The sequence below is a fragment of the Zestomonas ipomoeae genome (assembly GCF_057128665.1).
Genome location: NZ_JBSKHQ010000017.1, coordinates 58,672 through 82,972, shown reverse-complemented (window position 1 = coordinate 82,972; position 24,301 = coordinate 58,672). Strand labels below are relative to the sequence as shown.

The following is a 24,301-nucleotide window of genomic DNA, read 5'->3' as shown; positions in this document are numbered from 1 at the left end:
TTTCTGAAGAAAAACGGCTTAAGCCAGCTTTTCCTTGATGCGCGCTGCCTTGCCGGACAGGTCGCGCAGGTAGTACAGCTTGGCTTTGCGCACGTCACCGCGACGCTTGACGCTCAGGCTGTCGACCAGCGGGGAGTAGGTCTGGAAGGTACGCTCCACACCCACGCCATTGGAAATCTTGCGCACGGTGAACGCGCTGTTCAGGCCGCGATTGCGCTTGGCGATGACCACACCTTCAAAGGCCTGCAGACGCTGACGGTCGCCTTCCTTCACTTTCACTTGAACAATCACGGTATCGCCCGGGGCGAAGGCCGGAATTTCTTTGTTCATCTGCTCGGCTTCGAGCTGCTGAATAATCTTGTTGGTCATCTGAATGCTCCTAAGACAGACCGGCAGGCCTGCCATCGATACGTTAACTATCGTCCCGCTGGCGAAGGTATTCCGCCAACAGCTTTTGCTCTTCTCCAGAAAGCGAGCGGCTATCCAGAAGATCAGCGCGACGTTCGTAGGTCCGAGCAAGGGACTGCTGCAAACGCCAGCGCCGGATGTGTTCGTGATTGCCGCTGAGCAGCACCTCAGGAACACGTTTACCCTCGTACACCTCGGGTCGGGTGTAGTGCGGGCAGTCGAGCAGGCCGTCGGTAAACGAATCCTCCTCGGCGGAATCGGCATGCCCCAGCGCACCGGGCAGCAAGCGCGTCACCGCATCGATCAGCACCATTGCCGGCAGCTCGCCGCCGGACAGCACATAGTCGCCAATCGACCATTCTTCGTCGACGTGCGCCTCGATAAAGCGTTCGTCGATACCTTCGTAGCGCCCGGCGATGAGCACAAGAGCCTTCTCGTTCGCCAGCTCGCGCACGGCCGCCTGATTCAACTGGCGCCCCTGCGGCGAGAGGTAGATCACCTTCGCCTCTCCGCCCAGCGCCGCCTTGGCATCGGCCAGGGCCCGCTCCAGCGGCTGGATCTTCATCACCATGCCCGGACCACCGCCGAAAGGCCGGTCATCCACCGTCTGGTGGCGATCCGCGGTATAGTCGCGCGGATTGCGGCAGCTCAACTTGAGCAGACCCTGCTTCACCGCACGGCTGGTAATGCCGTAATCGCTGATGGCGGCGAACATTTCCGGGAAAATGCTGATGACCTCGACCTGCATGCTTTTCATGTCATGCAACTCAGAAGTCCGCGTCCCAGTCCACCCGCATCTCGCCGGCGTCCAGATCGACCTCGAGCACGCATTGCTGCGTATAGGGCAATAGCCGCTCGCGATCGTCCAGGCTGCCTGCGCAAGGCTTGACCACCATGACGTCATTGGCGCCGGTTTCCAGCAGATGATCGATACAGCCGAGCAACTGCTCGTCCTGATTGATCACCTTGAGGCCCACCAGTTGGTACCAGTAGAACTCGTCGTCGCTGAGCGCCGGCAACTGTTCACGGGGCACGCAAATGTCGAAACCCGCGAGAGTACGCGCCTCTTCACGGTCATCGAGACCTTTCAGCTTGGCCACCAGGACCTTGCCTTGCATGCGACCCTTGACCAGTTCAGCCTGCCGGGTTTCACCATCGCGCTTCAGCGTCCAATGGCGATAATCCAACAGGTTGTCGATCGGATCAGTGAAGGAATAGACCTTCACTTCGCCGCGAACGCCGTGTACCGATGTGATCTTACCGAGAACGACCAGGTCCTCGGCGGGAGTCGGCGTCGCGCTCATGCTGCTCAGGCAGTAGCCTTGGCAGCTTCCTTCAGCAACTGAGCAACGCGCTCAGACGGCTGGGCGCCCTGGCTCAACCAGTAAGTGGCGCGCTCCTGATTGACGGAGAGCTTCACTTCAGCACCCGAAGCGACCGGGTTGAAGAAGCCGATACGCTCAACGAAACGACCATCGCGCGCATTGCGGCTGTTGGTCACGGTCAGGTGGTAGAAGGGGCGCTTCTTGGAGCCGCCACGGGCAAGACGGATGGTTACCATGTGAACATCGTTCCTGTAGTCGGTGCTGCAAAATCTAAAGGCACACTTGGGCGCTAGGCCCGAAAGGTCGCGTATTGTACGGAGGATAACCGCAAGCTGCAAGCTCAACGCCGCCGAGCATGCAGCAGGCCGGACGAGCCAATCCTGCCAACGGGGCGAACCCGCCTGACACCGCGCCTCAGAGCTTCGGCATGCCGCCGGGCAGCATGCCGCCCATCCCGCGCATCATCTTGGCCATGCCACCCTTGGCGGTGAATTTCTTCATCATCTTCTGCATTTGCTTGTGCTGCTTGATCAACCGGCCGATGTCCTGCACCTGGGTGCCGGAGCCCATGGCGATTCGGCGCTTGCGCGAGCCGCTGATGATCTCGGGATCGCGCCGCTCCGCGGGCGTCATGGAGTTGATGATCGCCTCCATCTGCTTGAACTGCTTCTCCGCCGCGCCCTGAGCGCTGCCCATCTGCGCCAGGTTGACGCCACCAATGGACGGCAGCTTGTCCATCAGGCCACCGAGCCCACCCATGTTCTTCATCTGCTGCAGCTGGTCGCGGAAGTCTTCGAGATCGAAGCCCTTGCCCTTCTTCAGTTTCTTGGTGAGCTTCTCGGCCTTCTCGCGGTCGAGCGTCTGCTCCGCCTGCTCGATCAGGCTGAGCACGTCGCCCATGCCGAGAATGCGCGAGGCGATACGATCCGGATGGAAGGGCTCGAGCGCATCGCTCTTCTCGCCCATGCCAAGGAACTTGATCGGCTTACCGGTGATGGCGCGCACCGACAGCGCCGCACCGCCGCGCGCATCGCCGTCGACCTTGGTGAGCACCACGCCGGTCAGCGGCAGCGCCTCGTCGAAGGCCTTGGCGGTATTCGCGGCATCCTGGCCGGTCATGGCATCGACCACGAACAGCGTCTCGGCCGGCTTGACCGCAGCATGCAGCGCCTGGATCTCCCCCATCATTTCCGCGTCGACATGCAAGCGACCGGCGGTATCCAGCAGCACCACGTCAATGAACTTGAGCTTGGCCTCGCGAATAGCCGCCTCGGCGATGGCCACCGGCTTCTGGCTGATATCGGAGGGGAAAAAGGTCACGCCGATCTCGCCAGCCAGGGTTTCCAGCTGCTTGATCGCCGCCGGGCGATAGACGTCGGCGGAAACCACCATCACCGACTTCTTCTTCCTTTCCTTAAGAAAGCGCGCCAGCTTGCCAACGGTGGTGGTCTTGCCGGCGCCCTGCAGGCCCGCCATCAGCACCACCGCCGGCGGCGCAACGTTCAGCACCAAATCTTCGTTGGCCGCACCCATCAGCTGTTCGAGCTCGGCGCGGACGATCTTCACGAACACCTGCCCAGGCGTCAGGCTCTTCGAAACCTCGGTACCGACCGCGCGCTCCTTGACCTTGTTGACGAAATCCTTGACCACCGGCAGCGCCACATCGGCCTCGAGCAGCGCCATGCGCACTTCGCGCAGGGTGTCCTTGATGTTGTCCTCGCTCAGCTTGGCTTTGCCAGTGACGGTACGCAGGGTGTGCGAGAGGCGGTCGGTAAGGTTGTCGAACATAAAGAGTTTCCACGCTGGAATGCGGTAAGGGCGGAATTATAGAAGCCCCAGGGCACCCGCTGGAAGCGCGGGCTCCGCGCGACCGGGCAGATTGCTTGACCGAAGGCGCGGAGATGTCGCGAATTGCGCATCGGTTCGAATGTCCGCACGGCCCGCGCTTTCATTACCTACGGCTTTTGCGCCTCCGGGGTTTGTGCGACACTCTCGCCCTTTCGGGCTTGCCTAACAAGGATTTATGCAACCTCTGCTGCCCAGCCTCGTGGCCGCCTGCCTCTACGCCGGTGCCGCCGCCTATCAAGGCATCCGCCTGTCCCAGCGTCGCGTACCGGACAAGCGCCTGCTGGTCCTGCTCGGCATTGCCGCCCTGCTCGCCCACGGTGTGAGCCTGTTCCATCAGTTGCTGATGCCCAACGGGCTGAGCCTGAACTTCTTCAACGCCGGCAGCCTGATCGCTGCGGCAGTGATCGGCCTGACCCTGCTGGCCAGCACCCGCATACCGGTGGAGAACCTGTTGCTGCTGCTGTTTCCGCTCGGCTGCCTGACCGCACTGCTGGTGCTGTTCGCGCCGACCGGCACCATTCCGGTGATCGAAGAGGAGCCGGGCATCCTGGCCCATATCCTGCTGTCGATCCTGGCCTATGGCCTGCTCACCATTGCCATGTTCCAGTCGCTGCTGCTGCTGGTCCAGGATCACCAGCTCAAGCACAAGCACCCCACCGGCCTGATCCGCAACTTTCCGCCGCTGCAGACCATGGAAAGCCTTCTGTTCGGCTTCCTCTGGGCCGGCTGGCTGCTGCTGTCGCTGTCGCTGCTCTCCGGCTGGCTTTTCCTCGAGGACCTGTTCGCCCAGCACCTGGCGCACAAGACCCTACTCTCCAGCCTCGCCTGGCTGGTATTCGGCGTGCTGCTATGGGGGCGCCACCAGCTCGGCTGGCGCGGCCACAAGGCAATTCGCTGGACCCTGGCCGGCTTCTGCCTGCTGATGCTCGCGTACTTCGGCAGCAAGCTGGTGCGCGAATTCATCCTGCACATTTAGGCCACCGACGTGCAAAACCTACATCCTGGCTTCCTGCTTGGCCTGCTGGTCTTCCTGCTGCTGTGTTCGGCGTTCTTCTCCAGCTCCGAAACCGGCATGCTCAGCCTCAACCGCTACCGCCTGCGGCACATGGCCAAGGAGGGGCATCGCGGCGCCAAGCGCGCCAGCGCCCTGCTCAGCCGGCCCGACCGCCTGCTCGGCACCATTCTGATCGGCAACAATTTCGTCAACATCCTCGCCTCGTCGATCGCCACGGTGCTGGCCATCCAGCTCTGGGGCGAAGCGGGCATCGCCATCGCCACCATCGTGCTGACACTGGTGCTGCTGATTTTCGGCGAGATCACGCCGAAGACCCTGGCCGCGCTGAAGCCCGAGTCCGTCGCCTACCCGGCGAGCATGCTGTTGATGGCGCTGCTCAAGGTCTTCTACCCGCTGGTTCTGCTGCTCAACTGGGTGAGCAACGGCCTGCTGCGACTGTTCGGCGTCGACCCGTCGAAGAAGAGCAGCGACAGCCTGACCACCGAGGAACTGCGTAGCGTGGTGCGCGAATCCGGCCACGAGCTACCGCTGAACCGGCAGAACATGCTGCTCGGCATCCTCGACCTGGAGCGGGTCACGGTGAACGACATCATGATCCCGCGCAACGAGGCGGTCGGCATCAACCTGGAAGATGCCCTGGAAGACATCGTCACCCAGCTGCGAACCACCACTCATACTCGCCTGCCGGTGTTCCGCAACGACATCAACCAGATCGAGGGCGTGGTGCACATGCGCCAGATCGCCCGCCTGCTGTCGCATAACCAGCTGACCAAGGACAGCCTGCTGGAGGCGTGCCACGAACCCTACTTCGTGCCGGAAAGCACGCCGCTGTCGACCCAGCTGATCAACTTCCAGAAGCACAAGCGGCGCATCGGCATCGTCGTCGATGAATACGGCGAAGTGCTCGGCATCGTCACGCTGGAAGACATTCTCGAAGAGATCGTCGGCGAGTTCAGCAACCAGGACGCCCTGCGCAGCCCGGACATTCATCCGCAGGAGGACGGTACCCAGGTCATCGATGGTGCCGCCTACATTCGCGAAGTGAACAAGGCCCTCGGCTGGCAATTGCCCTGCGACGGCCCCAAGACCCTCAACGGCCTGATCACCGAAGCGCTGGAGAGCATTCCCGACAGCGGCGTCTGCCTGAAAATCGGCCGCTACCGCCTGGAAATCCTCCAGGCCACGGAAAACCGCGTGAAGAGCGTGCGTGTCTGGGAGGCGCAAACGCTCATCCCGGCGGAGCCGGACGAGACGCCGTAAGCAACTGCGCCAACCCCTGCGCCCAGACGAGGTAGCCCAAGCTGGACGGATGGTAGCCGTCCACCGCCAGGTAATCGCGCACGAACGGCAGCGCCAATGGGCAATACTGCACCTGAAGGTCCTGCGCCAGGGCACGCAGCTCGTCGTCGAGCAGGCGCCCGCGCCAGCCCAGCAGCCTGCGCAGCAGCCAGGGCAACGCGGAAAAATGCTGCAGCGGCGGCACACCACTGACCGCCACTCGCGCCCCGCGCTCGTCAAATGCCTGCACCAGGTGGCACAGGGCCCCGCGCCAGGCAGCAAGCGAACTGAGGTGGGTGCTGTCGTTGACGCCGAAGACCAGCAGGACCAGATCCGCCGGCCGCTCCAGCGCTCCTGGCAGCAGCCGCTCGACCGCCTCGGCTGCAGTGATGCCATTCTCCCCGCAGGCGCGCCAGTGCACCGGCCGCCCCAGATGTTCGGACAGTAGCGCAGCCAATCGTCCGGGAAGCGCATGCTCCAGAGAGGTGGTACCAACCCCCACCACAGTCGACTCGCCGAGCACCAGCAAGCGGAACAGCTCGCCGCCCAGCTCTACCCCGATCTCCCCGTGTCGAGGCCCGGCCGCGGGCGGCAGGCGCAGCGCCCGCCGACGGACATGCCAGGCCATCGGCAAGACCAGCGGCAGCGACAGCAAGGCAGCCGTCCACCAAGCCAGTCGGGACAAGCGCCTCACAGCTCGACGCTGACCGCCTGGGCCGCACGCGTGGCCTTGGCCCTGGCCTGCTCGACCGACTCGTCTCGCGCCAAGGCCACGCCCATGCGCCGCTGACCGGCGACTTCCGGCTTGCCGAACAGCCGCAGGGCTGTATCCGACTCACTCAACGCCGCCGCCAGATTGCCGAAGCTGACCTGGCGGGACTGGCCTTCAACGAGGATCACCGCCGAAGCCGAGGGCCCCAGCTGACGGATAGCCGGTATCGGCAAGCCGAGAATGGCCCGCGCATGCAGGGCGAACTCCGACAGGTCCTGGGAGATCAGCGTGACCAGGCCGGTGTCGTGCGGGCGTGGCGAGACTTCGCTGAACCACACCTGATCGCCCTTGACGAACAGCTCCACGCCGAACAACCCACGGCCACCCAGCGCCTCAGTCACCGCCAGCGCGATGCGCTCCGACTCGGCCAGCGCCTGTGGGCTCATCGCTTGCGGCTGCCAGGACTCATGGTAGTCGCCCTTGACCTGGCGATGGCCGACCGGGGCGCAGAAGCAGGTCCCGCCGACATGACGCACAGTCAGCAGGGTGATCTCGTAGTCGAAGTCGATAAAGCCTTCGACGATGACCCGCCCCTTGCCGGCACGCCCGCCTTCCTGGGCGTAATCCCAGGCCGCCTGCACGTCGTCCGGCCCCTTGAGCAGGCTCTGACCCTTGCCGGAGGAACTCATGATCGGCTTCACCACACAGGGAAAACCCAACGCGCTCACCGCCGCACGATAGTCCTCGACGGTATCGGCAAAGCGATACGGCGAAGTGGGCAGCCCCAGTTCTTCGGCTGCCAGGCGGCGAATGCCTTCGCGATTCATGGTCAACTGCGCGGCGCGGGCCGTGGGGATCACAGTAAAGCCCTCAGCTTCCAGTTCGGCCAGGGTGGCGGTGGCGATGGCCTCGATTTCCGGCACGATGTAGTGCGGTCGCTCCTGCTCGATCACCGCGCGCAGGGCGGCGCCGTCGAGCATGTTGACCACATGGCTGCGATGAGCCACCTGCATCGCCGGCGCGTCGGCGTAGCGGTCGACGGCAATCACCTCGACGCCCAGGCGCTGCAGTTCGATTACCACTTCCTTGCCCAGCTCGCCGGAGCCGCACAGCAGTACACGGGTCGCAGCAGGCGACAGGGGGGTTCCAATACGGGGCATGGGTTCCTCGGCAATAGACGGGCCGGACCAGGCCGGCGCAACGGGTTGGAATCTACGAGAGCAGTTGGCCCTTGGCGCGGGCGCGCTCGTGGCAGAGCGTCAGCACGGTCCGGCGCTCGGCGTCGTCCATGCGGCCCCAACGGGTGATCTCGGCCACCGTGCGTTGGCAACCGATGCAGATGTCGTCCTCGTCCAGCGCGCAAATGTGCACGCAGGGCGAGGCGACCGGCTTTGGCTCGATCACTCGTCCACCGCCAGGTCGCGGGCATAGCGCCGGGCATTGTGCACGTAGTGGGCGGCGCTCGCTTCGAGCATTTTCTTCTGCTGCTCGGTCAGCTCGCGCACCACCTTGCCGGGAGAGCCCATCACCAGCGAGCCATCGGGTATCTCCTTGCCTTCGGGAATCAGCGCGTTGGCGCCGATGATGCAATGCTTGCCGATCTTCGCCCCGTTGAGCACGACGGCGTTGATGCCGATCAGGCTGTAGTCGCCGACCGAGCAACCGTGCAGCATGACCTTGTGGCCGATGGTCACGCCCTTGCCGATGGACAGTGGATAGCCCATGTCGGTGTGCATCACGCTGCCATCCTGCACGTTGCTGTTCTCGCCGATATGGATCAGTTCGTTGTCGCCCCGCAGCACCGCGTTGAACCAGACACTGGCACCGGGCTCCAGCTTGACCTTGCCGATCAGGGTGGCGCTGGGCGCGACCCAGCTATCCGGATGGACTTCGACGCGGGCATCTCCCAGGCGATATTTCATGGCGTTGAACCTCGAACGGTCAGCTCAGTTTGATAAAGGTGTCGGGCGCGCGGTGCAGGGAGATATCGGCGTCGTAGAGCAGGTTGACCAGCTCAACCACCATGATTGCCGTCAGCCCCCAGATCTTGTAGGCGCCGAAGCGATAGCTGGGCACGTACCAGCTACGCCCCTGGTAGTCGATGCGGTGGGTAGTTTCGCGACTGTCCTCGCGGAAGAAGGCCAGCGGCACACTGAACACCGCGGCGATCTCGCCGTCGTTGGGCTGGTACTCGACGTAGTCAGGCACCAGACCGACATAGGGCGTCACCTGGATGCCGTGGCGCGACACCAGCGGGCTCAGCGGACCGATCACTTCCACCAACCCCGGCGGCAGGCCGACCTCCTCCTCCGCCTCGCGCAGCGCGGTATGGATCAGGTCGCGGTCATCGGGATCGCGGCGACCACCGGGAAAGGCGACTTCGCCGCCATGGGTGGACAGGCCACTGGCGCGCAAGGTCAGGACCAGTTCGGGTTCTTCGCTTCGGGTGATCGGTACCAGCACGGCGGCTTCGGGGAAGCGCCGATCGGTTTCCAGCTGGCGCGGAGAGTAGTCGCGCACACGTTGGAGCAGCTCGTCCAGCATCGCATTTCCGGTGTTTCGCTTTATTGCCCATCATGGCATGAATGCAGGAACGCGCCCAAGCCTTGCGTCGACATGACGCAGCTTTTGGCAGCTTTGCCTGCACTTGCCCGCCCGATTGCCGCGCGCCAAGATGAACGAATCATCCAGGGGACAGCCATGAACTATTGCAGCCAGTGCGGCAGTGCCGTAACCCAGAGCATTCCCGCCGGCGACAATCGCCTGCGCTTCGTCTGCAGCCAGTGCCAGGTGGTGCACTACCAGAATCCGCGCATCGTCGCCGGCTGCCTGCCGGTGTGGGGCGAACAGGTGCTGCTCTGTCGCCGCGCCATCGAGCCGCGCCGCGGCTACTGGACGCTGCCGGCCGGCTTCATGGAGAACGGCGAGACCCTCGCCCAGGCTGCAGCGCGGGAGACCGAGGAGGAGGCCTGCGCGCGGGTGCGCGACCTCAGCCTCTATACCCTGTTCGACCTGCCGCATATCAGCCAGGTGTACATGTTCTTCCGCGCCGAACTGGTCGACCTGAATTTCGCCGCCGGCGACGAGAGCCTGGAGGTACGGCTCTTCGACGAACGCGACATCCCCTGGTCAGAGCTGGCTTTCCCGACGGTCGGGCGTACCCTAGAATGCTTCTTCGCCGACCGGCCGAAGCAGATTTATCCGGTGCGCAACGAGCCCATCGAGGCGTTGCAGGCGTACTATAGGAACCGTTGATACTCCAACCGTACTGCAGGGTCTTGTCGCAAAATGCGCTGGTTGTTCGCTGCCCTTTGTCTGTCCTTCGCCACCCTTTCCCACGCCAATGCCTCGCCCTCCCTGGAAGACCGAAACATCGACAAGGTGCTGGTCATCAAGTCCGAGCGCAAACTGCATCTGCTGAGCCGCGGCGAAACCCTGAAGTCCTATCGCATCTCCCTGGGCAAGCGGCCGGATGGCGCCAAGCAGCGCGAGGGCGACAAGCGCACGCCGGAAGGTTTCTACTGGATCGACTGGCGCAAGAACAGCGACAAGTACAACCTGGCCATGCACATTTCCTACCCCAATGCGCGCGACCTGCAACGGGCCAGCGCGGAAGGCGTCAAGCCGGGCGGCATGATCATGATCCACGGCACCCCGCTGGATGAGGAGTATCCCGAATGGTACTTCCATACCCTCGACTGGACCGAGGGCTGCATTGCCATGAAGAACGATGACATGCGCGAGATCTGGCAACTGGTGAAGGACGGCACGTTGATCGAGATCCGCCCCTGACGCACCGCACCGGGCCAAACCCGGTGCAGGCGCCAACCGTCAGAAGGTCAGGTCGGACAGGCGCCAGACATCGAATGCCGGGGTTTCGTAGGGATGGGCCTTCTTCAGGGCCTTGACCGCATCGTGGATCAGCTCGTCGGCCACCACCAGCTCGACCTTCCACTCCGCCACCTGCTCCACCCTGCCGGTTTGCCCGAGAAACGGCTGGCTGCCTTCCAGCGGCCTGAACTGCCCCTGGCCCAGGGTCTGCCAGCAACAACTGTCGTAATGGCCGATCCGCCCGGCGCCCGCGGCGAATACCGCCTTCTTGACGGCATCCAGGTGAGTTTCCGGCACATAGAAACACAGCTTGTACATCAACGGGTCTCCGAGAACAGGCGGGACTTACAATGACAGGGTGTCAATAATATCGCGAAATAATGGCACTTTGCCCTATCACTGTAGGGCGCAATGGTTCACAACCTGACGATTGGACCCATCATTCATTGCCATGTTCGCGCTCGATGCGCAGAGCCTATGAGCCCAGCTCGCCGCGCCAGAATCGTCGCCACTTGGCCTTGTGGGATGGCGTCGGGGGACTGTGTTTGCCATCGCAATACGGCAGGCTCGTGGAGCGACCGCAGCGGCACAGCAACAGTCGCTGCGAGCGCGGCGCGGTCAGCCGCAGGCCTTCGGTGCATTCGTCGCAGCAGTCGGGGAGTCGCGGCGAGCGGCCGCAGGTGCAGAGATGCAAGGCGGCGCCGGCTTGGACTTGGCGCACCTCGGGGAGAAGGGCCGCCGACCCGGACGGGTCGACGGCGGTGTCGATCAGTCGACCCACACGCGGGCGTTGCGGAACATGCGCAGCCAGCCGGCGTCTTCGCGCCACTCGTCCGAGTGCCAGGAATTCTGCACAGCGCGGAACACGCGCTCCGGGTGCGGCATCATGATGGTCACCCGGCCGTCGCGACTGGTCAGGCCGGTGATGCCACGCGGCGAGCCGTTGGGGTTAGCCGGATAGCGTTCGGTGACCTTGCCATGGTTGTCGACGAAGCGCAGCGCCACGGTGCCGGACAGATCCGCCTCCAGCAGCGCTTCCTCGCTTTCGTACTCGGCATGGCCTTCGCCATGGGCGATGGCGATCGGCATGCGCGAACCGGCCATGCCCTGCAGGAAGATCGACGCCGATTCCTGCACCTGGACCATCGCCACGCGTGCCTCGAACTGCTCCGAGCGGTTGCGCACGAAGTGCGGCCAGTACTCGCTGCCGGGGATCAGCTCGCGCAGGTTGGACATCATCTGGCAACCGTTGCAGACGCCGAGGGCAAAGCTGTCCTTGCGCTCGAAATAGGCCTGGAACGCCTCGCGGGCACGGGCATTGAACAGCACCGACTTGGCCCAGCCCTCGCCGGCACCGAGCACGTCGCCGTAGGAGAAGCCGCCGCAGGCCACCAGGCCCTTGAACTCATTCAGATCGACGCGGCCAGCGAGGATGTCGCTCATGTGCACGTCGATGGCGGCGAAGCCGGCACGGTCGAAGGCCGCGGCCATTTCCACCTGGCCATTGACACCCTGCTCGCGCAGCACGGCCACCTGGGGACGCACACCTTTCTTGATGTAAGGCGCGGCGATATCTTCGTTGACGTCGAAACCGAGCTTGATCGACAGGCCGGGGTTGTCTTCTTCGAGAATGGCGTCGAATTCCTGGTCGGCGCAGTCGGCGTTGTCGCGCAGGCGCTGGATCTGGTAGCTGGTCTCGCTCCACTGGCGCTGCAACAGGCGACGCTCGCCACCGAACACGGCCTTGCCGTTGAAATTGATGGTCACGTGGGCACCGTTGACCGGCTGGCCGATCACCGCCACGCAGTCGCCGAGGCCGGCAGCGCTGAACTGCGCCAGCACCTCGGGCGTAACGTCCTGGCGAACCTGGATGACCGCCCCCAGCTCCTCGTTGAACAGAACCCCGGCAAAGTCCTCGGGTCCGTCGGCCAGGGCGTCGAGGAACAGGTTCAGCCCGCAATGACCGGCAAAGGCCATTTCCAGCACGGTGGTGATCAGGCCGCCATCGGAGCGGTCATGGTAGGCGAGCAACTGGCCATCGGCGTTCAGCCCCTGGATCACCGCGAAGAAGGCCTTCAGGTCCTCGGCGTCGTCGACGTCCGGCGCCTGATTGCCGAGCCGGCCGTAGGTCTGTGCCAGGATCGAGGCGCCGAGGCGGTTCTGCCCGCGGCCGAGGTCGATCAGGACCAGGTCGGTCTCGCCCTTATCCATGCGCAGTTGCGGAGTCAGGGTCTGGCGGACGTCGAGCACCGGCGCGAAACCGGAGACGATCAACGACAGCGGCGAGGTAACGCTCTTCTCGGCGCCCTCTTCCTGCCAGCGGGTCTTCATCGACATCGAGTCCTTGCCTACCGGCACGGTGATGCCCAGCGCCGGGCACAGCTCCATGCCGACCGCCTTGACGGTGTCGTACAGCCGCGCGTCTTCGCCGGGGTGACCGGCAGCGGCCATCCAGTTGGCGGAAAGCTTGATGTCGGACAGTTTGTCGATGCGCGACGCAGCCAGGTTGGTCAGCGTCTCGCCGATGGCCATGCGCCCGGAGGCCGGAGCATCGAGCAGCGCCAGCGGCGTGCGCTCACCCATCGCCATGGCTTCGCCGGTATAGACGTCGAAGCTGGTGGCAGTGACGGCACAGTCGGCCACCGGTACCTGCCAGGGGCCGACCATCTGGTCGCGAGCGACCAGGCCGGTGATGGTGCGGTCGCCGATGGTGATCAGGAAGCTCTTGCTGGCTACCGCCGGGTGGCGCAGCACGCGCTCGACCGCTTCGCCGATTTCGATGCCCCGGGCATCGAAATCGTCGCCAAGCGAGCCTTCGCGGCTGGCACTGCGATGCATGCGCGGCGCCTTGCCGAGCAGCACATTGAGCGGCATGTCCACCGGCTTGTTGCCGAAGTGGCTATCGGCAACGGTCAGGTGCGGTTCGGCGGTGGCTTCGCCAACCACCGCGAACGGGCAGCGCTCGCGCTCGCAGATAGCCCTGAAACGCTCGAAGTCGGCACTGTCGACAGACAGCACATAGCGTTCCTGGGACTCGTTGCACCAGATTTCCAGCGGTGCCATGCCCGGCTCGTCGTTGGGAATGTTGCGCAGCTCGAAGCGACCGCCGCGGCCACCGTCGTTGACCAGTTCCGGGAAGGCGTTGGACAGGCCGCCGGCGCCGACGTCGTGGATGAACTTGATCGGGTTGTGCTCGCCGAGTTGCCAGCAGCGGTCGATGACCTCCTGGCAGCGGCGTTCCATTTCCGGGTTATCGCGCTGCACCGAGGCGAAATCCAGGTCCGCCGAGCTGGTGCCGGTGGCCATCGACGAAGCCGCGCCGCCACCCAAACCGATCAGCATCGCCGGGCCGCCGAGCACGATCAGCTTGGCGCCGACGGAGATCTCGCCCTTCTGCACATGATCTTCACGGATGTTGCCCATGCCGCCGGCGAGCATGATCGGCTTGTGGTAGCCGCGCACTTCCTCGCCACGCGGGCCGTTGACCGCCTGTTCGAAGGTACGGAAGTAGCCGGTCAGTGCCGGGCGGCCGAACTCGTTGTTGAACGCCGCGCCGCCGAGCGGGCCTTCGATCATGATGTCCAGCGCGGTGACGATGCGCTCGGGCTTGCCGTAGGGTTTCTCCCACGGCTGCTCGAAGCCGGGGATGTTCAGGTTGGAGACGGTGAAACCGGTCAGGCCTGCCTTCGGCTTGGCGCCGCGCCCGGTGGCGCCTTCGTCGCGGATCTCGCCGCCGGAGCCGGTGGAGGCGCCGGGGAACGGGGCGATGGCGGTCGGGTGGTTGTGGGTTTCCACCTTCATCAGGATGTGCACCGGCTCCTGGCTGGCGCCGTACTGACGGGTTTCCGGGTTCGGGTAGAAGCGCCCGGCGACATTGCCGACGATCACCGCGGCGTTGTCCTTGTAGGCGGACAGCACGCCGTCGCGGTGCATTTCATAGGTGTTCTTGATCATGCCGAACAGGGACTTGTCCTGGCTCTCGCCGTCGATGTCCCAGCTGGCATTGAAGATCTTGTGCCGGCAGTGTTCGGAGTTGGCCTGGGCGAACATCATCAGTTCGATGTCGTGGGGGTTGCGCCCCAGCTCACCGAAGCTCTTCACCAAGTAGTCGATTTCGTCCTCGGCCAGGGCCAGACCCAGTTCGACGTTGGCCTTCTCCAGGGCGGCGCGGCCGCCGCCGAGCACGTCCACCGCGGTCAGCGGCTTGGGCTCGGCATGGCTGAACAGGCCGGCGGCTTCATCCAGGCTGCCCAGTACCAGTTGGGTCATGCGGTCGTGCAGCACGGCGGCGATCTGCCCGGCCTGGGCGTCGTCGAACTCACCGGCGACGTAGTAGGCGATGCCGCGTTCCAGGCGCTGGATCTTGCCCAGGCCGCAGTTGTGGGCGATGTCGCTGGCCTTGCTCGACCAGGGCGAGATGGTGCCGAAGCGCGGCACCACCAGGAACAGGCGTCCGCTGGGTTCCTGCACCGGCACGCTGGGGCCGTATTTCAGCAGTCGGGCGAGCACCTGCTGCTCGTCGTCGCCGAGTGCGCCAGCGACTTCGGCGAAGTGGGCGAATTCGGCGTACAGCCCAGTCACGGCGGGGACCTTGGTGGTCAATTGCGCAAGCAATTTGCCGTGGCGGAAGGCGGAGAGAGCGGGAGCGCCGCGCAGGATCAACATCGTCGGGACAGCCTCTGGGAAGGGGTGTACTGGGAGGCCGTGCATTCTAGCCTATTGCGATCCAAAGCTAGAAGCCGGAAGCGGAACGCGCCGCCGGCCGGGCGCCCGACCGGCGGCGCCTAGCAGTTTGCCGTTGCGCTGTCCAGATATGGCGCTGGTGGCCCTTTGCGTATACTGCGCCAATGTTTGCCCAACACGTGTTCCGCAAGCGCTGCGCCGCCTGGCTGCTGGCGACCGGAATCCTTCTGTTGCTCGGCGGCTGCGAAGAACCGCAGCCAACTACGCTCGAGCGCGTGCAGAAGGACGGCGTGCTGCGCGTGGTCACCCGTAACAGCCCCGCCACCTACTTCCAGGATCGCAACGGCGAAACCGGCTTCGAGTACGAACTGGTCAAGCGCTTCGCCGACGATCTGGGCGTCGAGCTGAAGATCGAAACCGCCGATCACCTCGACGACCTGTTTGCCCGCCTCGATCGCCCCGACGGCCCGGAGCTGGCCGCCGCCGGCCTGATCGCTACCGATGGACGCAAGCAACAGGCGCGGTTCTCCCGCGCCTATCTCGAAGTCAGTCCGCAGGTGATCTATCGCCATGGCCAACAGCGCCCGACCAAGGTGCAGGACCTGCTGGGCAAGCGCATCCTGGTGCTCAAGGGCAGCAGCCATGCCGAGCAGTTGAAAGAACTCAAGGCGCAGGTGCCGGAGCTGAGCTGGGAAGAATCCGATGCGGTGGAAGTGGTCGACCTGTTGCACCTGGTCGACGAAGGCCAGATCGACCTGACCCTGGTCGACTCCAACGAGCTGGCGATGAACCAGGTGTACTTCCCTAACGTGCGGGTCGCCTTCGACCTCGGCGACAGCCGCGGCCAGAGCTGGGCCGTGGCGCCGGGCGAAGACGACAGCCTGCTGCGGGAGATCGACGCCTTCCTGGCGCGGGTCAAGCAGAACGGCACCCTGCAGCGCCTCAAGGACCGCTACTACGGCCACGTCGACGTGCTCGGCTACGTCGGCGCCTACACCTTCGCCCAACACCTGCAGCAACGCCTGCCACGCTACGAACGCTTTTTCCAGCAGACCGCGCAGAGCAACGACCTGGACTGGCGCCTGCTGGCTGCCATCGGCTACCAGGAGTCGCTGTGGCAACCCAACGCCACCTCCAAGACCGGTGTGCGCGGCCTAATGATGCTGACCATGGGCACCGCCCAGGAAATGGGCGTGGCCAACCGCCTTGACCCGCGCCAGAGCATCACCGGCGGCGGCAAGTACTTCTCGCTGATCCACAGCCGCCTGAGCAAGGACATCGAGGAACCGGACCGCACCTGGTTCGCCCTCGCCGCCTACAACATCGGCATCGGCCACCTGGCCGACGCGCGCAAGCTGGCCAAGGCCGAGGGCCTCGACCCGAACAAGTGGCTGGATGTGAACAAGATGCTGCCGCGCCTGGCGCAGAAGCAGTGGTACAGCAAGACCCGCCACGGCTACGCGCGCGGCGGCGAGACCGTGCACTTCGTGCGCAACGTTCGGCGCTACTACGACATCCTCACCTGGGTGACCCAGCCGCAGCTCGAAAGCGGCCAGTTGATCGAAGCCGGGCTGCACGTGCCAGGGGTCAATCACAACAAGCCCAGCGACGACCTACCGCCGCTGTAGCCGGCGCGGTCAGCCGCGACGGGCCTTGAAGAATTCGCTGAGCACCGCCCCGCATTGCTCCGCCAGCACCCCGCCTTCCACCAGCACCCGGTGATTGAGAAAGTCCTGGGCGAAGAACTGGCCGCGGCTGATCGCCACGCCAGCCTTCGGCTCGGTGGCGCCGTAGACCACCCGCTGGATGCGCGAATGCACGATCAGCCCGGCGCACATGCTGCACGGTTCCAAGGTTACGTAGAGCGTGGTGCCCGGCAGGCGATAGTTCTGCAGCGCCGCGGCGGCGGCGCGAATGGCCACCATCTCGGCGTGGGCGCTAGGGTCGTGGCGGATGATCGGGCAGTTGAAGCCGCGCCCGACGATCTCGCCGTCGCGAACCAGTACCGCACCCACCGGCACCTCGCCCAATGCCGCCCCTTCGGCGGCCAGGGCCAGGGCCTCTGCCATGAAGCGCTCGTCCTGGCTGCGGTCGATGATCTGCACCTTTCTCATGCGTCCACCCTAGACCACCGCGATGGCGGCCATCAGGCCGGTTTCCATATGGTCGATCACATGGCAGTGGAACATCCATACGCCAGGGTTATCCGCCACCAGGGCGATCTGCGCGGTTTCGTTCTTGCCCAGCAGGTAGGTGTCGGTGAAATACGGGACGATGGCCCGGCGGTCCGACTTGAGCACCTTGAAGGTCATGCCGTGCAGGTGGATCGGGTGTTGGTACTGGGTCATGTTGCGCAGTTCGAACAGGTAATGGCCGCCGTGCTTGAGGGTGGCGATCGGCCGGTCGGCGCAGGTCTTGTCCTGGATATCCCAGGCCTGGCCGTTGATCTGCCAGAACTTGTGGGCCGCGCCCTGATCGACGTTTACCGACAAGGCGCCGACCCACTCGAAGTTGAAACGCAGCTTCTCGGCCCGTGCCAGGTCCGGCTCGGCGATCGGATTGGCCGGCAGCGCCGCCGGCCACTCACCAGGCGCCTCATTGTTCGGCCGGCTGACCAGGGTCGCCAGGCGCAGCGGCCCGTTGCGCAGGGCCAGCTCGGTGCCGGCTTGCGGCACCTTCAGAGCCAGGTCGATGCGCATGCCCGGTCCCAGCCAGTACTGCTTGCCCAGCGGGCGCGGGGCGATGGGATTGCCGTCCAGCGCGTAGATGCGCGCCTCGGCGCCCGGCACGTTGAGGCGATAGGTCAGGCTGTTGTCCAGGTTGAGCACCCGCAGCCGCACGATCTGCCCGGCCGGCAAGTCGAGGCTCGGCGCATGCACGCCGTTGACCGTCGACAGCGGGCCGACGGTACCGCCACGGGCCGCCTCGCGCGGCACGCTGAAGGCGGTATAGGCGCCCTCGGCATCCACATGCCAGTTCTTCAGGCTGAGGGTGCGCTCGTGGCGAAAGCCGCTCGGTTCCCGCTCCTCGATGATCAGCGGGCCGACCAGGCCGCGGCCAAGCTGCTCGCTGCTCGAGGTGTGCGGGTGATACCAGAAGCTGCCGGCGTCGGGAACCTGGAAGCGGTAGTCGAAATACTCGCCGGGCAACACCGGCAACTGCGAGACATAGGGCACGCCATCCATCTCCAGCGGCAGGCGAATGCCATGCCAGTGAATGGTGGTGGGCACGTCGAGTCGATTGATGAAGCGCACGCGCAGCCAGTCGCCCTGCCGGGCTCGCACCTCCCGCCCTGGCGCGCTGCCGCCGAAGGCCCAGGCGGTGGTGCGGTGGCCGGGCACCAGTTCGACCTCCAGGGGCGCGGCGATCAGTTCGTAGTCATGGCTGGCGGCGGTGGCGCGGCTCAACCAGAAGCGCGCGCCGCCCCCCCCCAGGGCAAGGACGCCGGCACCGGTAAGGCCGGCGAGAATCTGTCTGCGGCTGAACGGCATGCGCGGACTCCTGCGGAACGGGCCCGCGCGGGGGCGGGCCGGAAATTTGAGCAGGGCACGATACACGCGCTGCGGGGCATTGATAAAGCGACAACGCGCCGCAACGGCGCGCCGGTCGTCAGAGGCCCTGCAGGTGCAGCAACTGATCGACCACCTCGCGGGCATGGCGCTCGACGATCAGCGGGGTCATGTCCTCGTTGTAGTCGAGCAGACGGCCAAAAATGAATTTCCAGCGCAGCTGCACCTGCCGCAATCGCCGCTGCCGCTCGTCGCTGCCGCCGCTCTTGAGCATCGCCGCCAGCTCGGCCTGCACGCTCTTGGCCAGCACGTCGATGTCCTGGTTGAAATAGAAGTGCTGCTGCTCGGGCAAGGCCTCGATGTCGCCGATATAGGCACGGGCGGTATAGCGCATCGCCAGGTATTGCACTTTGGCCGGCAGGTCCAGCAGTTGCAGATGCTCGTCATCGAGCGGCTGTACCTGGGCCTGCTGCAGAATCTCGCCGAGCTGGTGCAGGTCTTCGAGCAGTTCACGCTGGGCCTTGCTGTACTCGAAGTTGAATTCCCACGGCAGGTCCGGCTCGCCGGGCGCATAGAGCAGGGTTTCGCGCACCTTGATCTGGAAGTTCAGCAACGCCGGCTTGATGCGCTCCAGCACTTCCCGCGCCGCCGAGGGCAACGGCCAGGCTTCCAGGGTCTTGAGGTTTTCATCGAGCTGGTCGAGGCTCGCCTCGGTGCGGGCGGCCTGCTCGGCATGGCGGCCTTCGCCGCGATGGATGAACAGGTCGGTACTGGTGCGCAGCAACAGGACCTTGGCCTGCTGCACCTGCAGCAGCGAGGCGTCCAGCGCCGCCTCGGCAAGCGCGCAGGTGCCCATGAGCAAACAGAACGCCAGCAGATGCTTGAGCGGGTTTCGCATGTGTTTCCCCTACCTTCGGCAATCGACAAAAAGCGCAGATTGTAGGGATGGCGCAGAAAGCCAGCCAGGAGATAACTAGCATTTCGCCAGTATACCGACCGAAGGTTGGGTTACCGCGCGGCGATATGCGCCACCAGCAACTGCACGCTTTCCTGGCCACGGAACTCATTAACGTCCAGCTTGTAGGCCAGCTCAGCCCAACGCACTTCCGGGTTGGGCCAGACCTCGCGGTCGATATTGAAGGCGATGCCGTCGAGCTGCAGGCGACCGCACTCGCTCTTGAGAACCAGCTTGAGGTGCCGCTCGCCGACGATGCGCTGCTGCACCAGCTGGAAGATGCCGTGGAACAGCGGTTCGGGAAAATGCTGGCCCCAGGGCCCCGCCTGGCGCAGCGCCTTGGCCAGTTCCAGATGGAATTCCTCGACGCCCAGTTGGCCGTCGGACAACAGCCGGCCGGTCAGGTCGTCCTCGCACAGTTGGCGGCGCACTTCGGCATCGAAGGCGGCGGCGAAGGCGCCGAAATGCTCCTGGGGCAGCGACAGGCCGGCGGCCATGGCGTGCCCGCCGAACTTGCTGATCAGTCCCGGGTGCCGGGCCGCCACCGCATCCAGCGCATCGCGGATATGCAGCCCCGGCACCGAGCGCGCCGAGCCTTTGAGCAAGCCTTCGCCGGCATCGGCGAAAGCGATGGCCGGGCGGTGGTAGCGCTCCTTCAGCCGCGAAGCGAGGATACCGATCACCCCCTGGTGCCAGTCCGGCTCGAACAGGCACAGGCCGAACGGCAGGCTCTCCACCGGCAGGTCCTTGAGCTGGGCCAGGGCTTCGCGCTGCATGCCCTGCTCGATGGCCTTGCGGTCCTGATTGAGCTGGTCGAGCTGTACCGCCATGTCGCGGGCCAGGGCCTCGTCCTCGCAGAGCAGACACTCGATGCCGAGGCTCATGTCGTCCAGCCGGCCGGCCGCGTTCAGCCGAGGGCCGAGAATGAAGCCGAGGTCGGTGGAGCTGATGCGGCGGTGATCGCGACCGGCCACCTCGAGAATCGCCCGCAACCCCGGCCGCGCGCGTCCGGCGCGAATGCGCGCCAGGCCCTGGTGCACCAGGATGCGGTTGTTGGCATCCAGCGGAACCACGTCGGCAACACTGCCGAGTGCCACCAGATCGAGCAGTTCGGCCAGGTTGGGCTCGGCACGGCCATCGGCGAACCAGCCCAGCGCACGCAGGCGGGCACGCAGCGCCAACAGGACATAGAAGATCACTCCGACCCCGGCGATGCACTTGCTGGGGAACCGGCACTCCGGCTGGTTCGGGTTGACGATGGCATCGGCCGCGGGCAGCTCCTGGCCGGGCAGGTGGTGGTCGGTGACCAGCACCTTGAGGCCGGCGGCCTTGGCCGCCGCCACGCCATCCACGCTGGAAATGCCATTGTCCACGGTCACCAGCAGATCGGGCTGGCGCTCCAGGGCAACGGCGACGATTTCCGGAGTCAGGCCGTAGCCATACTCGAAGCGGTTGGGTACCAGATAGTCGACATGGGCCGCGCCGAGCATGCGCAGGCCGAGCACGCCGACGGTACTGGCCGTGGCGCCGTCGGCATCGAAATCGCCGACGAACAGGATACGCTGGCGGCGCTGCAAGGCCTCGACCAGCAACTCGATGGCGGCGTCGATGCCCTTGAACTGCTGGTAGGGAATCAACCGCGCCAGGCTCTTGTCCAGCTCAGCCGCGCTGCAGACGCCACGGGCGGCGTAGAGACGGGTCAGCAGCGGCGGCAGGTCGCCCAGGTCGGGCAGGGTCTCGGGAAGCGGGCGGGGTTCGATGCGCATGGGGCCTTGGTTTCTCGGGATTCGAAGCAGGCGCGCTCAGCGTTCGCCAAGCAGCCACTCTAGCGGCACTTCGTGCTGGCCGTTCTCGTCGGTGACGAACAGCGTGCCTTCGCTGATCATCACGCTCCAGCCGATGCTGCGCGGCAAGTCGCGGGCCAGTTCGGTCAGCGTGTCGGAATCGATGGCGGCAATATTCAGGTTCTTCAGCCCCTTCACCGCATCGACCACCTTGCCCTGCCAGACCCGCAGGTTGCCGTAGGCCAGCAGGCTGACGCGCTCGGTGCGGCGCGAACACCAGGTCAGGCGCTCGGCATCCGGCTGGCCGACTTCGATCCAGTGCAGCACGCGGTCGTCGAGGCTCTTCTCCCACAGGGCCGGCTCGTCCACGTCCGACAGGCCACGGCCGAAGGCGAGCTGCTCGCCGTACCAGAGCGCATAGGCCAGCAGGCGCACCACCAGGCGTTCTTCGGTTTCCGAGGGATGCTTGGCCACAGTGAAGCGCAGGTTCTCGTAGACCCCGCGATCCAGATCGGTGAGGTTCATTTCGACTTTGTACGGCGTGGACGGCAGAGCCATTGACGGGCTTCCTGGGCGGGCGCGGAGGCGGCAGTCTACCCGGAAAGCACCCGCCCGACACCTGCGCGGCACACCGCCGGGGGTGGCGGAAAACCGTCAGGCACCGCCGTTATGCGTTTTTACTCGCTGATTTATTTCCTCTTTCTCCAAGGCAGGCACTCGCCAACGGTCGACACCGCAGCGGCGCTGGACTAGGTTCAAACAGAACCATCGCTCATCAATCCGCAGCACTCCTTCCAATCGGAGGTGGGTCGTATGGCTATGCGACGTTACCGGGCGCTCGTTTACCTGCTGCTGTGCTGGATGACCGGCCCTGCGCTGGCCGAAAACGACTGGCAAGCCCTGCAGATCTTCACCGAGGAGTTTCCTCCCTACAACTACACCGAGAGTGGCATCGCCCGCGGCATCACCGTCGATGTGCTGCTGGAGGCGGCGGAAGCCGCCGGCCTGCCGCTGGAGCGCAAGGACATCCGCTCGCTGCCCTGGGCACGCGGCTACCAGCTGGTGCAGAAGGGACCGGGGGTGATGCTCTTCGCCATGACCTACTCCGAAGCACGCAAGCCGCTGTTCAAATGGGTCGGGCCGGTCATCGCCACCCGCGTGGTGCTGATGGCGCGCAAGGCGCGGCAGATCAAGGTGAACTCTCCTGCCGATCTCGCCGCCTACCAGATCGGCGCGATCCGCGAGGACATCGGCCACCTCCTGGTACGGGGGCTGGGCATCGCCGACAAAGACCTGCAACTCTCGGCCAATGCGGTGTCCATCGCCAACATGTTGAACAAGGACCGGGTCGATCTGTGGGCCTACGACGAAGTGACGGCCACCTGGTTTCTCAAGCGCCTTGGGTTGAACAGTAGCGACTTCGAGCCGGTATACGTGCTCACCGAGGGCCAGATGTACTACGCCTTCAGCCTCGACGTCGACGATGCATCCTTGCAGCAGTTGCAGGCCGGGCTGGACAGGCTGAAACAGCAGCAGCGCTACCTGGACATCATCAACAACTACAAGTGACGCCGCCGCCGGTGGCTGGCCAACCTCGCCTCGCACTGCTAAGTTCAGGCGCGATCCCGCCATGCAAGCCGAACCATGTCCGAGAAATCCGCGCTTATCGATTCGATCCGCAACATGCTGCTGGACTGCGGCCTGTTCGACAGCCTGCAATCCGGCGAACTGCAGATTGCCGCCGGTTACTTCAGCGTCAGCAAGGTCGCCCAGGGCCAGGTCATCTTCAGCGAAGGCGATGCCGGCACCTTCATGTGCATTCTCAACAGCGGCACCGTAGCGGTGCACAAGACCAACGCCGACGAGCAAACCGTCGAGATCGCCAGGCTGCGCCCCGGCCGCGCCTTCGGCGAGATGGCGGTGCTCGACGGCGAGCGGCGCTCGGCCAGTTGCATCGCTGCCAGCGACTGCCTGCTGCTGACCCTGGCCAAGGACTCCCTGGAAAAGATGCTCAACGAGGCGCCGAAGGTGGCGGCCAAACTGATCCGCGCCATCGCCGTGTCGCTGTCCAAGCGCCTGCGCATGGCCGATGGCCGGCTGGTCAACCAGCAGGTATGAGGTCCGCGCCGCTTTCCCTGCGGCGACGCCGGGCTGGTCAAACGCCGCCGGGCGACCTACACTGCGCCACCAACTGTACAAATAACCAGTATCAGTAACCTGTCAGCATGAAGGCATATGAGGTGATGAATGGCCGTCGAAGTGGTGTACCGCAGCAGCAGAGACCCGGAGCGTTTGTTTATGGATAAGGCCGAAGCCGATCGTTACGACAAGATGCTGGAACTGGCCGAGTCGCTGTCCGGCGTATTGCAGCAGGCGGTGCCGTCGCTGAACGAGCAACAGGCCGAGGAACTGGGCATCTTCATGGCGAAGAACCGCGACGTGTTCGCCAAGGCTTTCAAGAGCAGCCCGGATGCCCTCGCCGAGCTGAACGCCGCCGAGCAGTAACCCGCCCGCTCGCTACCGCCGGTCGCCCTGGCCGGCGGCGCGACGAGCCGTCCGTTGCGCGGAGAACTTGCCCCGGAGCACCCGGTCCATTGCTCAGACCTACAGACTTGGTGCCGCGCAATGGACAGTCCCTTCCAGATGATCAGCAACGCCTTCCAGGCTCACTACTGCGTGAATTTCAGCGTCGAGCGCCCCGATGGCAGCATTGTGCTGACCCTCTCCAACGGCGAGGGTGCGGTGGTCAAGCGCTTCATCACGGCCGACCAGTGGCGCAATCCCGAGAAACTGCAGCGCTTCATCATGAGCGTGCGGTTCGGCCTGGCCATCGAGAACGGCCAGGCCTCGCCGGAGTTGCTGGCGGCGATGAACGGCGGCTACAGCGTAGCCGCCAATCCGTCCTGATCCCCGCGTTCTGACCGGAGGATCGGCCGTTCGTCGACCGATCCTC

The 24,301-nt window shown here is 64.9% G+C and carries 27 protein-coding genes; 9 read left to right on the top strand and 18 right to left on the bottom strand.

The window, feature by feature from the left end; all coding sequences use genetic code 11:
- Nucleotides 1-18 precede the first annotated feature (18 nt).
- The 5 genes from rplS to ffh all read right to left on the bottom strand — a co-directional run bounded on the left by rplS (nt 19) and on the right by ffh (nt 3,521).
- Nucleotides 19-369 (bottom strand): 50S ribosomal protein L19, encoded by a 351-nt coding sequence (gene rplS / locus ACWKV7_RS17620; protein WP_483858998.1) that lies wholly within the window; start codon nt 367-369, stop codon nt 19-21.
- A gap of 43 nt (nt 370-412) precedes the next feature.
- The gene (gene trmD, locus ACWKV7_RS17615) at nt 413-1,165 is read right to left on the bottom strand and encodes a tRNA (guanosine(37)-N1)-methyltransferase TrmD (protein ID WP_483858997.1); all 753 of its coding nucleotides are present in this window, start codon (nt 1,163-1,165) and stop codon (nt 413-415) included.
- 10 nt (nt 1,166-1,175) lie between these two features.
- Nucleotides 1,176-1,712, bottom strand: coding sequence for a ribosome maturation factor RimM (gene rimM / locus ACWKV7_RS17610; protein WP_483858996.1), 537 nt, complete (start codon nt 1,710-1,712; stop codon nt 1,176-1,178).
- A 5-nt stretch (nt 1,713-1,717) separates the two neighbouring features.
- Nucleotides 1,718-1,969 (bottom strand): 30S ribosomal protein S16, encoded by a 252-nt coding sequence (gene rpsP / locus ACWKV7_RS17605; protein ID WP_483858995.1) that lies wholly within the window; start codon nt 1,967-1,969, stop codon nt 1,718-1,720.
- A 178-nt stretch (nt 1,970-2,147) separates the two neighbouring features.
- Nucleotides 2,148-3,521: a signal recognition particle protein gene (gene ffh, locus ACWKV7_RS17600; protein WP_483858994.1), complete on the bottom strand. Its 1,374-nt coding sequence runs from the start codon at nt 3,519-3,521 to the stop codon at nt 2,148-2,150.
- 235 nt (nt 3,522-3,756) lie between these two features.
- Here ffh and ACWKV7_RS17595 point away from each other — a divergent pair, with 235 nt between their 5' ends.
- Nucleotides 3,757-4,557 carry a cytochrome C assembly family protein gene (locus ACWKV7_RS17595; protein ID WP_483858993.1) on the top strand — a complete coding sequence of 267 codons (801 nt, stop codon included), beginning with the start codon at nt 3,757-3,759 and terminating at the stop codon, nt 4,555-4,557.
- A gap of 9 nt (nt 4,558-4,566) precedes the next feature.
- Nucleotides 4,567-5,856: an HlyC/CorC family transporter gene (locus ACWKV7_RS17590; protein ID WP_483858992.1), complete on the top strand. Its 1,290-nt coding sequence runs from the start codon at nt 4,567-4,569 to the stop codon at nt 5,854-5,856.
- On the opposite strand, the gene ACWKV7_RS17585 is transcribed toward ACWKV7_RS17590, so the two are convergent.
- From ACWKV7_RS17585 to ACWKV7_RS17565, 5 genes are read right to left on the bottom strand one after another with little or no spacing between them, the layout of a single operon-like run.
- Nucleotides 5,825-6,568, bottom strand: coding sequence for a GDSL-type esterase/lipase family protein (locus ACWKV7_RS17585; protein ID WP_483858991.1), 744 nt, complete (start codon nt 6,566-6,568; stop codon nt 5,825-5,827). The two genes, ACWKV7_RS17590 and ACWKV7_RS17585, sit on opposite strands and share 32 nt — an antisense overlap.
- Nucleotides 6,565-7,746 (bottom strand): formate-dependent phosphoribosylglycinamide formyltransferase, encoded by a 1,182-nt coding sequence (purT, locus tag ACWKV7_RS17580; protein WP_483858990.1) that lies wholly within the window; start codon nt 7,744-7,746, stop codon nt 6,565-6,567. Before purT ends, ACWKV7_RS17585 begins: the two co-directional genes overlap by 4 nt.
- Before the next feature lie 52 nt (nt 7,747-7,798).
- Nucleotides 7,799-7,990 (bottom strand): DUF1289 domain-containing protein, encoded by a 192-nt coding sequence (locus tag ACWKV7_RS17575; RefSeq protein WP_487249225.1) that lies wholly within the window; start codon nt 7,988-7,990, stop codon nt 7,799-7,801.
- Nucleotides 7,987-8,508 carry a gamma carbonic anhydrase family protein gene (locus ACWKV7_RS17570; RefSeq protein ID WP_483858989.1) on the bottom strand — a complete coding sequence of 174 codons (522 nt, stop codon included), beginning with the start codon at nt 8,506-8,508 and terminating at the stop codon, nt 7,987-7,989. The genes ACWKV7_RS17575 and ACWKV7_RS17570 overlap by 4 nt, the downstream gene beginning before the upstream one ends.
- A gap of 19 nt (nt 8,509-8,527) precedes the next feature.
- Nucleotides 8,528-9,130, bottom strand: coding sequence for a CoA pyrophosphatase (locus ACWKV7_RS17565; RefSeq protein WP_483858988.1), 603 nt, complete (start codon nt 9,128-9,130; stop codon nt 8,528-8,530).
- A gap of 156 nt (nt 9,131-9,286) precedes the next feature.
- Between ACWKV7_RS17565 and ACWKV7_RS17560 the strand changes: the two genes are divergently transcribed.
- Nucleotides 9,287-9,841, top strand: coding sequence for an NUDIX hydrolase (locus ACWKV7_RS17560; RefSeq protein WP_483858987.1), 555 nt, complete (start codon nt 9,287-9,289; stop codon nt 9,839-9,841).
- A 33-nt stretch (nt 9,842-9,874) separates the two neighbouring features.
- Nucleotides 9,875-10,378, top strand: coding sequence for a L,D-transpeptidase family protein (locus ACWKV7_RS17555; protein ID WP_483858986.1), 504 nt, complete (start codon nt 9,875-9,877; stop codon nt 10,376-10,378).
- 39 nt (nt 10,379-10,417) lie between these two features.
- On the opposite strand, the gene ACWKV7_RS17550 is transcribed toward ACWKV7_RS17555, so the two are convergent.
- The 3 genes from ACWKV7_RS17550 to purL form a co-directional block, all read right to left on the bottom strand.
- A complete protein-coding gene (locus tag ACWKV7_RS17550) occupies nt 10,418-10,735 on the bottom strand; it encodes an NGG1p interacting factor NIF3 (protein WP_483858985.1) in 318 nt (105 codons plus the stop codon).
- Between the two features lie 157 nt (nt 10,736-10,892).
- The gene (locus ACWKV7_RS17545) at nt 10,893-11,138 is read right to left on the bottom strand and encodes a CDGSH iron-sulfur domain-containing protein (protein ID WP_483859034.1); all 246 of its coding nucleotides are present in this window, start codon (nt 11,136-11,138) and stop codon (nt 10,893-10,895) included.
- A 47-nt stretch (nt 11,139-11,185) separates the two neighbouring features.
- On the bottom strand, nt 11,186-15,082 hold the full coding sequence (purL, locus tag ACWKV7_RS17540) for a phosphoribosylformylglycinamidine synthase (protein WP_483858984.1): 3,897 nt from the start codon (nt 15,080-15,082) through the stop codon (nt 11,186-11,188).
- A gap of 182 nt (nt 15,083-15,264) precedes the next feature.
- Here purL and mltF point away from each other — a divergent pair, with 182 nt between their 5' ends.
- Nucleotides 15,265-16,728: a membrane-bound lytic murein transglycosylase MltF gene (gene mltF / locus ACWKV7_RS17535; protein ID WP_483858983.1), complete on the top strand. Its 1,464-nt coding sequence runs from the start codon at nt 15,265-15,267 to the stop codon at nt 16,726-16,728.
- Between the two features lie 9 nt (nt 16,729-16,737).
- On the opposite strand, the gene tadA is transcribed toward mltF, so the two are convergent.
- From tadA to ACWKV7_RS17510, 5 genes are all read right to left on the bottom strand, one after another.
- Nucleotides 16,738-17,214 carry a tRNA adenosine(34) deaminase TadA gene (gene tadA, locus ACWKV7_RS17530; RefSeq protein ID WP_483858982.1) on the bottom strand — a complete coding sequence of 159 codons (477 nt, stop codon included), beginning with the start codon at nt 17,212-17,214 and terminating at the stop codon, nt 16,738-16,740.
- 9 nt (nt 17,215-17,223) lie between these two features.
- A complete protein-coding gene (locus tag ACWKV7_RS17525) occupies nt 17,224-18,591 on the bottom strand; it encodes a multicopper oxidase family protein (protein ID WP_483858981.1) in 1,368 nt (455 codons plus the stop codon).
- Between the two features lie 118 nt (nt 18,592-18,709).
- Complete coding sequence (locus ACWKV7_RS17520; protein ID WP_483858980.1) at nt 18,710-19,507, bottom strand: hypothetical protein; 798 nt, start codon at nt 19,505-19,507, stop codon at nt 18,710-18,712.
- Nucleotides 19,508-19,617: 110 nt separating this feature from the next.
- Nucleotides 19,618-21,330, bottom strand: coding sequence for a single-stranded-DNA-specific exonuclease RecJ (gene recJ, locus ACWKV7_RS17515; RefSeq protein WP_483858979.1), 1,713 nt, complete (start codon nt 21,328-21,330; stop codon nt 19,618-19,620).
- A 36-nt stretch (nt 21,331-21,366) separates the two neighbouring features.
- The gene (locus tag ACWKV7_RS17510; protein WP_483858978.1) at nt 21,367-21,906 is read right to left on the bottom strand and encodes a YaeQ family protein; all 540 of its coding nucleotides are present in this window, start codon (nt 21,904-21,906) and stop codon (nt 21,367-21,369) included.
- Between the two features lie 255 nt (nt 21,907-22,161).
- On the opposite strand from ACWKV7_RS17510, the gene ACWKV7_RS17505 reads away from it, so the two are divergent.
- The 4 genes from ACWKV7_RS17505 (at nt 22,162) to ACWKV7_RS17490 (ending at nt 24,255) form a co-directional block, all read left to right on the top strand.
- Nucleotides 22,162-22,917 carry a substrate-binding periplasmic protein gene (locus tag ACWKV7_RS17505; protein WP_483858977.1) on the top strand — a complete coding sequence of 252 codons (756 nt, stop codon included), beginning with the start codon at nt 22,162-22,164 and terminating at the stop codon, nt 22,915-22,917.
- 75 nt (nt 22,918-22,992) lie between these two features.
- The gene (locus ACWKV7_RS17500) at nt 22,993-23,466 is read left to right on the top strand and encodes a Crp/Fnr family transcriptional regulator (RefSeq protein WP_483858976.1); all 474 of its coding nucleotides are present in this window, start codon (nt 22,993-22,995) and stop codon (nt 23,464-23,466) included.
- 129 nt (nt 23,467-23,595) lie between these two features.
- Nucleotides 23,596-23,853, top strand: a complete 258-nt coding sequence (locus ACWKV7_RS17495) for a YebG family protein (protein ID WP_483858975.1) — start codon at nt 23,596-23,598, stop codon at nt 23,851-23,853.
- Nucleotides 23,854-23,973: 120 nt separating this feature from the next.
- Entirely contained in the window at nt 23,974-24,255 is a 282-nt protein-coding gene (locus ACWKV7_RS17490; protein ID WP_483858974.1) for a DUF3509 domain-containing protein, read from the top strand.
- Nucleotides 24,256-24,301 lie beyond the last annotated feature (46 nt).

Excerpts from the sequence above, each read along its gene's own strand:
- rplS (WP_483858998.1), bottom strand. The coding sequence starts at position 369 with ATGACCAACAAGATTATTCAGCAGCTCGAAGCCGAGCAGATGAACAAA.
- trmD (WP_483858997.1), bottom strand. The coding sequence starts at position 1,165 with ATGAAAAGCATGCAGGTCGAGGTCATCAGCATTTTCCCGGAAATGTTC.
- rimM (WP_483858996.1), bottom strand. The coding sequence starts at position 1,712 with ATGAGCGCGACGCCGACTCCCGCCGAGGACCTGGTCGTTCTCGGTAAG.
- rpsP (WP_483858995.1), bottom strand. The coding sequence starts at position 1,969 with ATGGTAACCATCCGTCTTGCCCGTGGCGGCTCCAAGAAGCGCCCCTTC.
- ffh (WP_483858994.1), bottom strand. The coding sequence starts at position 3,521 with ATGTTCGACAACCTTACCGACCGCCTCTCGCACACCCTGCGTACCGTC.
- ACWKV7_RS17595 (WP_483858993.1), top strand. The coding sequence starts at position 3,757 with ATGCAACCTCTGCTGCCCAGCCTCGTGGCCGCCTGCCTCTACGCCGGT.
- purT (WP_483858990.1), bottom strand. The coding sequence starts at position 7,746 with ATGCCCCGTATTGGAACCCCCCTGTCGCCTGCTGCGACCCGTGTACTG.
- ACWKV7_RS17570 (WP_483858989.1), bottom strand. The coding sequence starts at position 8,508 with ATGAAATATCGCCTGGGAGATGCCCGCGTCGAAGTCCATCCGGATAGC.
- ACWKV7_RS17565 (WP_483858988.1), bottom strand. The coding sequence starts at position 9,130 with ATGCTGGACGAGCTGCTCCAACGTGTGCGCGACTACTCTCCGCGCCAG.
- ACWKV7_RS17560 (WP_483858987.1), top strand. The coding sequence starts at position 9,287 with ATGAACTATTGCAGCCAGTGCGGCAGTGCCGTAACCCAGAGCATTCCC.
- ACWKV7_RS17555 (WP_483858986.1), top strand. The coding sequence starts at position 9,875 with ATGCGCTGGTTGTTCGCTGCCCTTTGTCTGTCCTTCGCCACCCTTTCC.
- ACWKV7_RS17550 (WP_483858985.1), bottom strand. The coding sequence starts at position 10,735 with ATGTACAAGCTGTGTTTCTATGTGCCGGAAACTCACCTGGATGCCGTC.
- purL (WP_483858984.1), bottom strand. The coding sequence starts at position 15,082 with ATGTTGATCCTGCGCGGCGCTCCCGCTCTCTCCGCCTTCCGCCACGGC.
- mltF (WP_483858983.1), top strand. The coding sequence starts at position 15,265 with ATGTTTGCCCAACACGTGTTCCGCAAGCGCTGCGCCGCCTGGCTGCTG.
- tadA (WP_483858982.1), bottom strand. The coding sequence starts at position 17,214 with ATGAGAAAGGTGCAGATCATCGACCGCAGCCAGGACGAGCGCTTCATG.
- ACWKV7_RS17525 (WP_483858981.1), bottom strand. The coding sequence starts at position 18,591 with ATGCCGTTCAGCCGCAGACAGATTCTCGCCGGCCTTACCGGTGCCGGC.
- ACWKV7_RS17520 (WP_483858980.1), bottom strand. The coding sequence starts at position 19,507 with ATGCGAAACCCGCTCAAGCATCTGCTGGCGTTCTGTTTGCTCATGGGC.
- recJ (WP_483858979.1), bottom strand. The coding sequence starts at position 21,330 with ATGCGCATCGAACCCCGCCCGCTTCCCGAGACCCTGCCCGACCTGGGC.
- ACWKV7_RS17510 (WP_483858978.1), bottom strand. The coding sequence starts at position 21,906 with ATGGCTCTGCCGTCCACGCCGTACAAAGTCGAAATGAACCTCACCGAT.
- ACWKV7_RS17505 (WP_483858977.1), top strand. The coding sequence starts at position 22,162 with ATGGCTATGCGACGTTACCGGGCGCTCGTTTACCTGCTGCTGTGCTGG.
- ACWKV7_RS17500 (WP_483858976.1), top strand. The coding sequence starts at position 22,993 with ATGTCCGAGAAATCCGCGCTTATCGATTCGATCCGCAACATGCTGCTG.
- ACWKV7_RS17495 (WP_483858975.1), top strand. The coding sequence starts at position 23,596 with ATGGCCGTCGAAGTGGTGTACCGCAGCAGCAGAGACCCGGAGCGTTTG.
- ACWKV7_RS17490 (WP_483858974.1), top strand. The coding sequence starts at position 23,974 with ATGGACAGTCCCTTCCAGATGATCAGCAACGCCTTCCAGGCTCACTAC.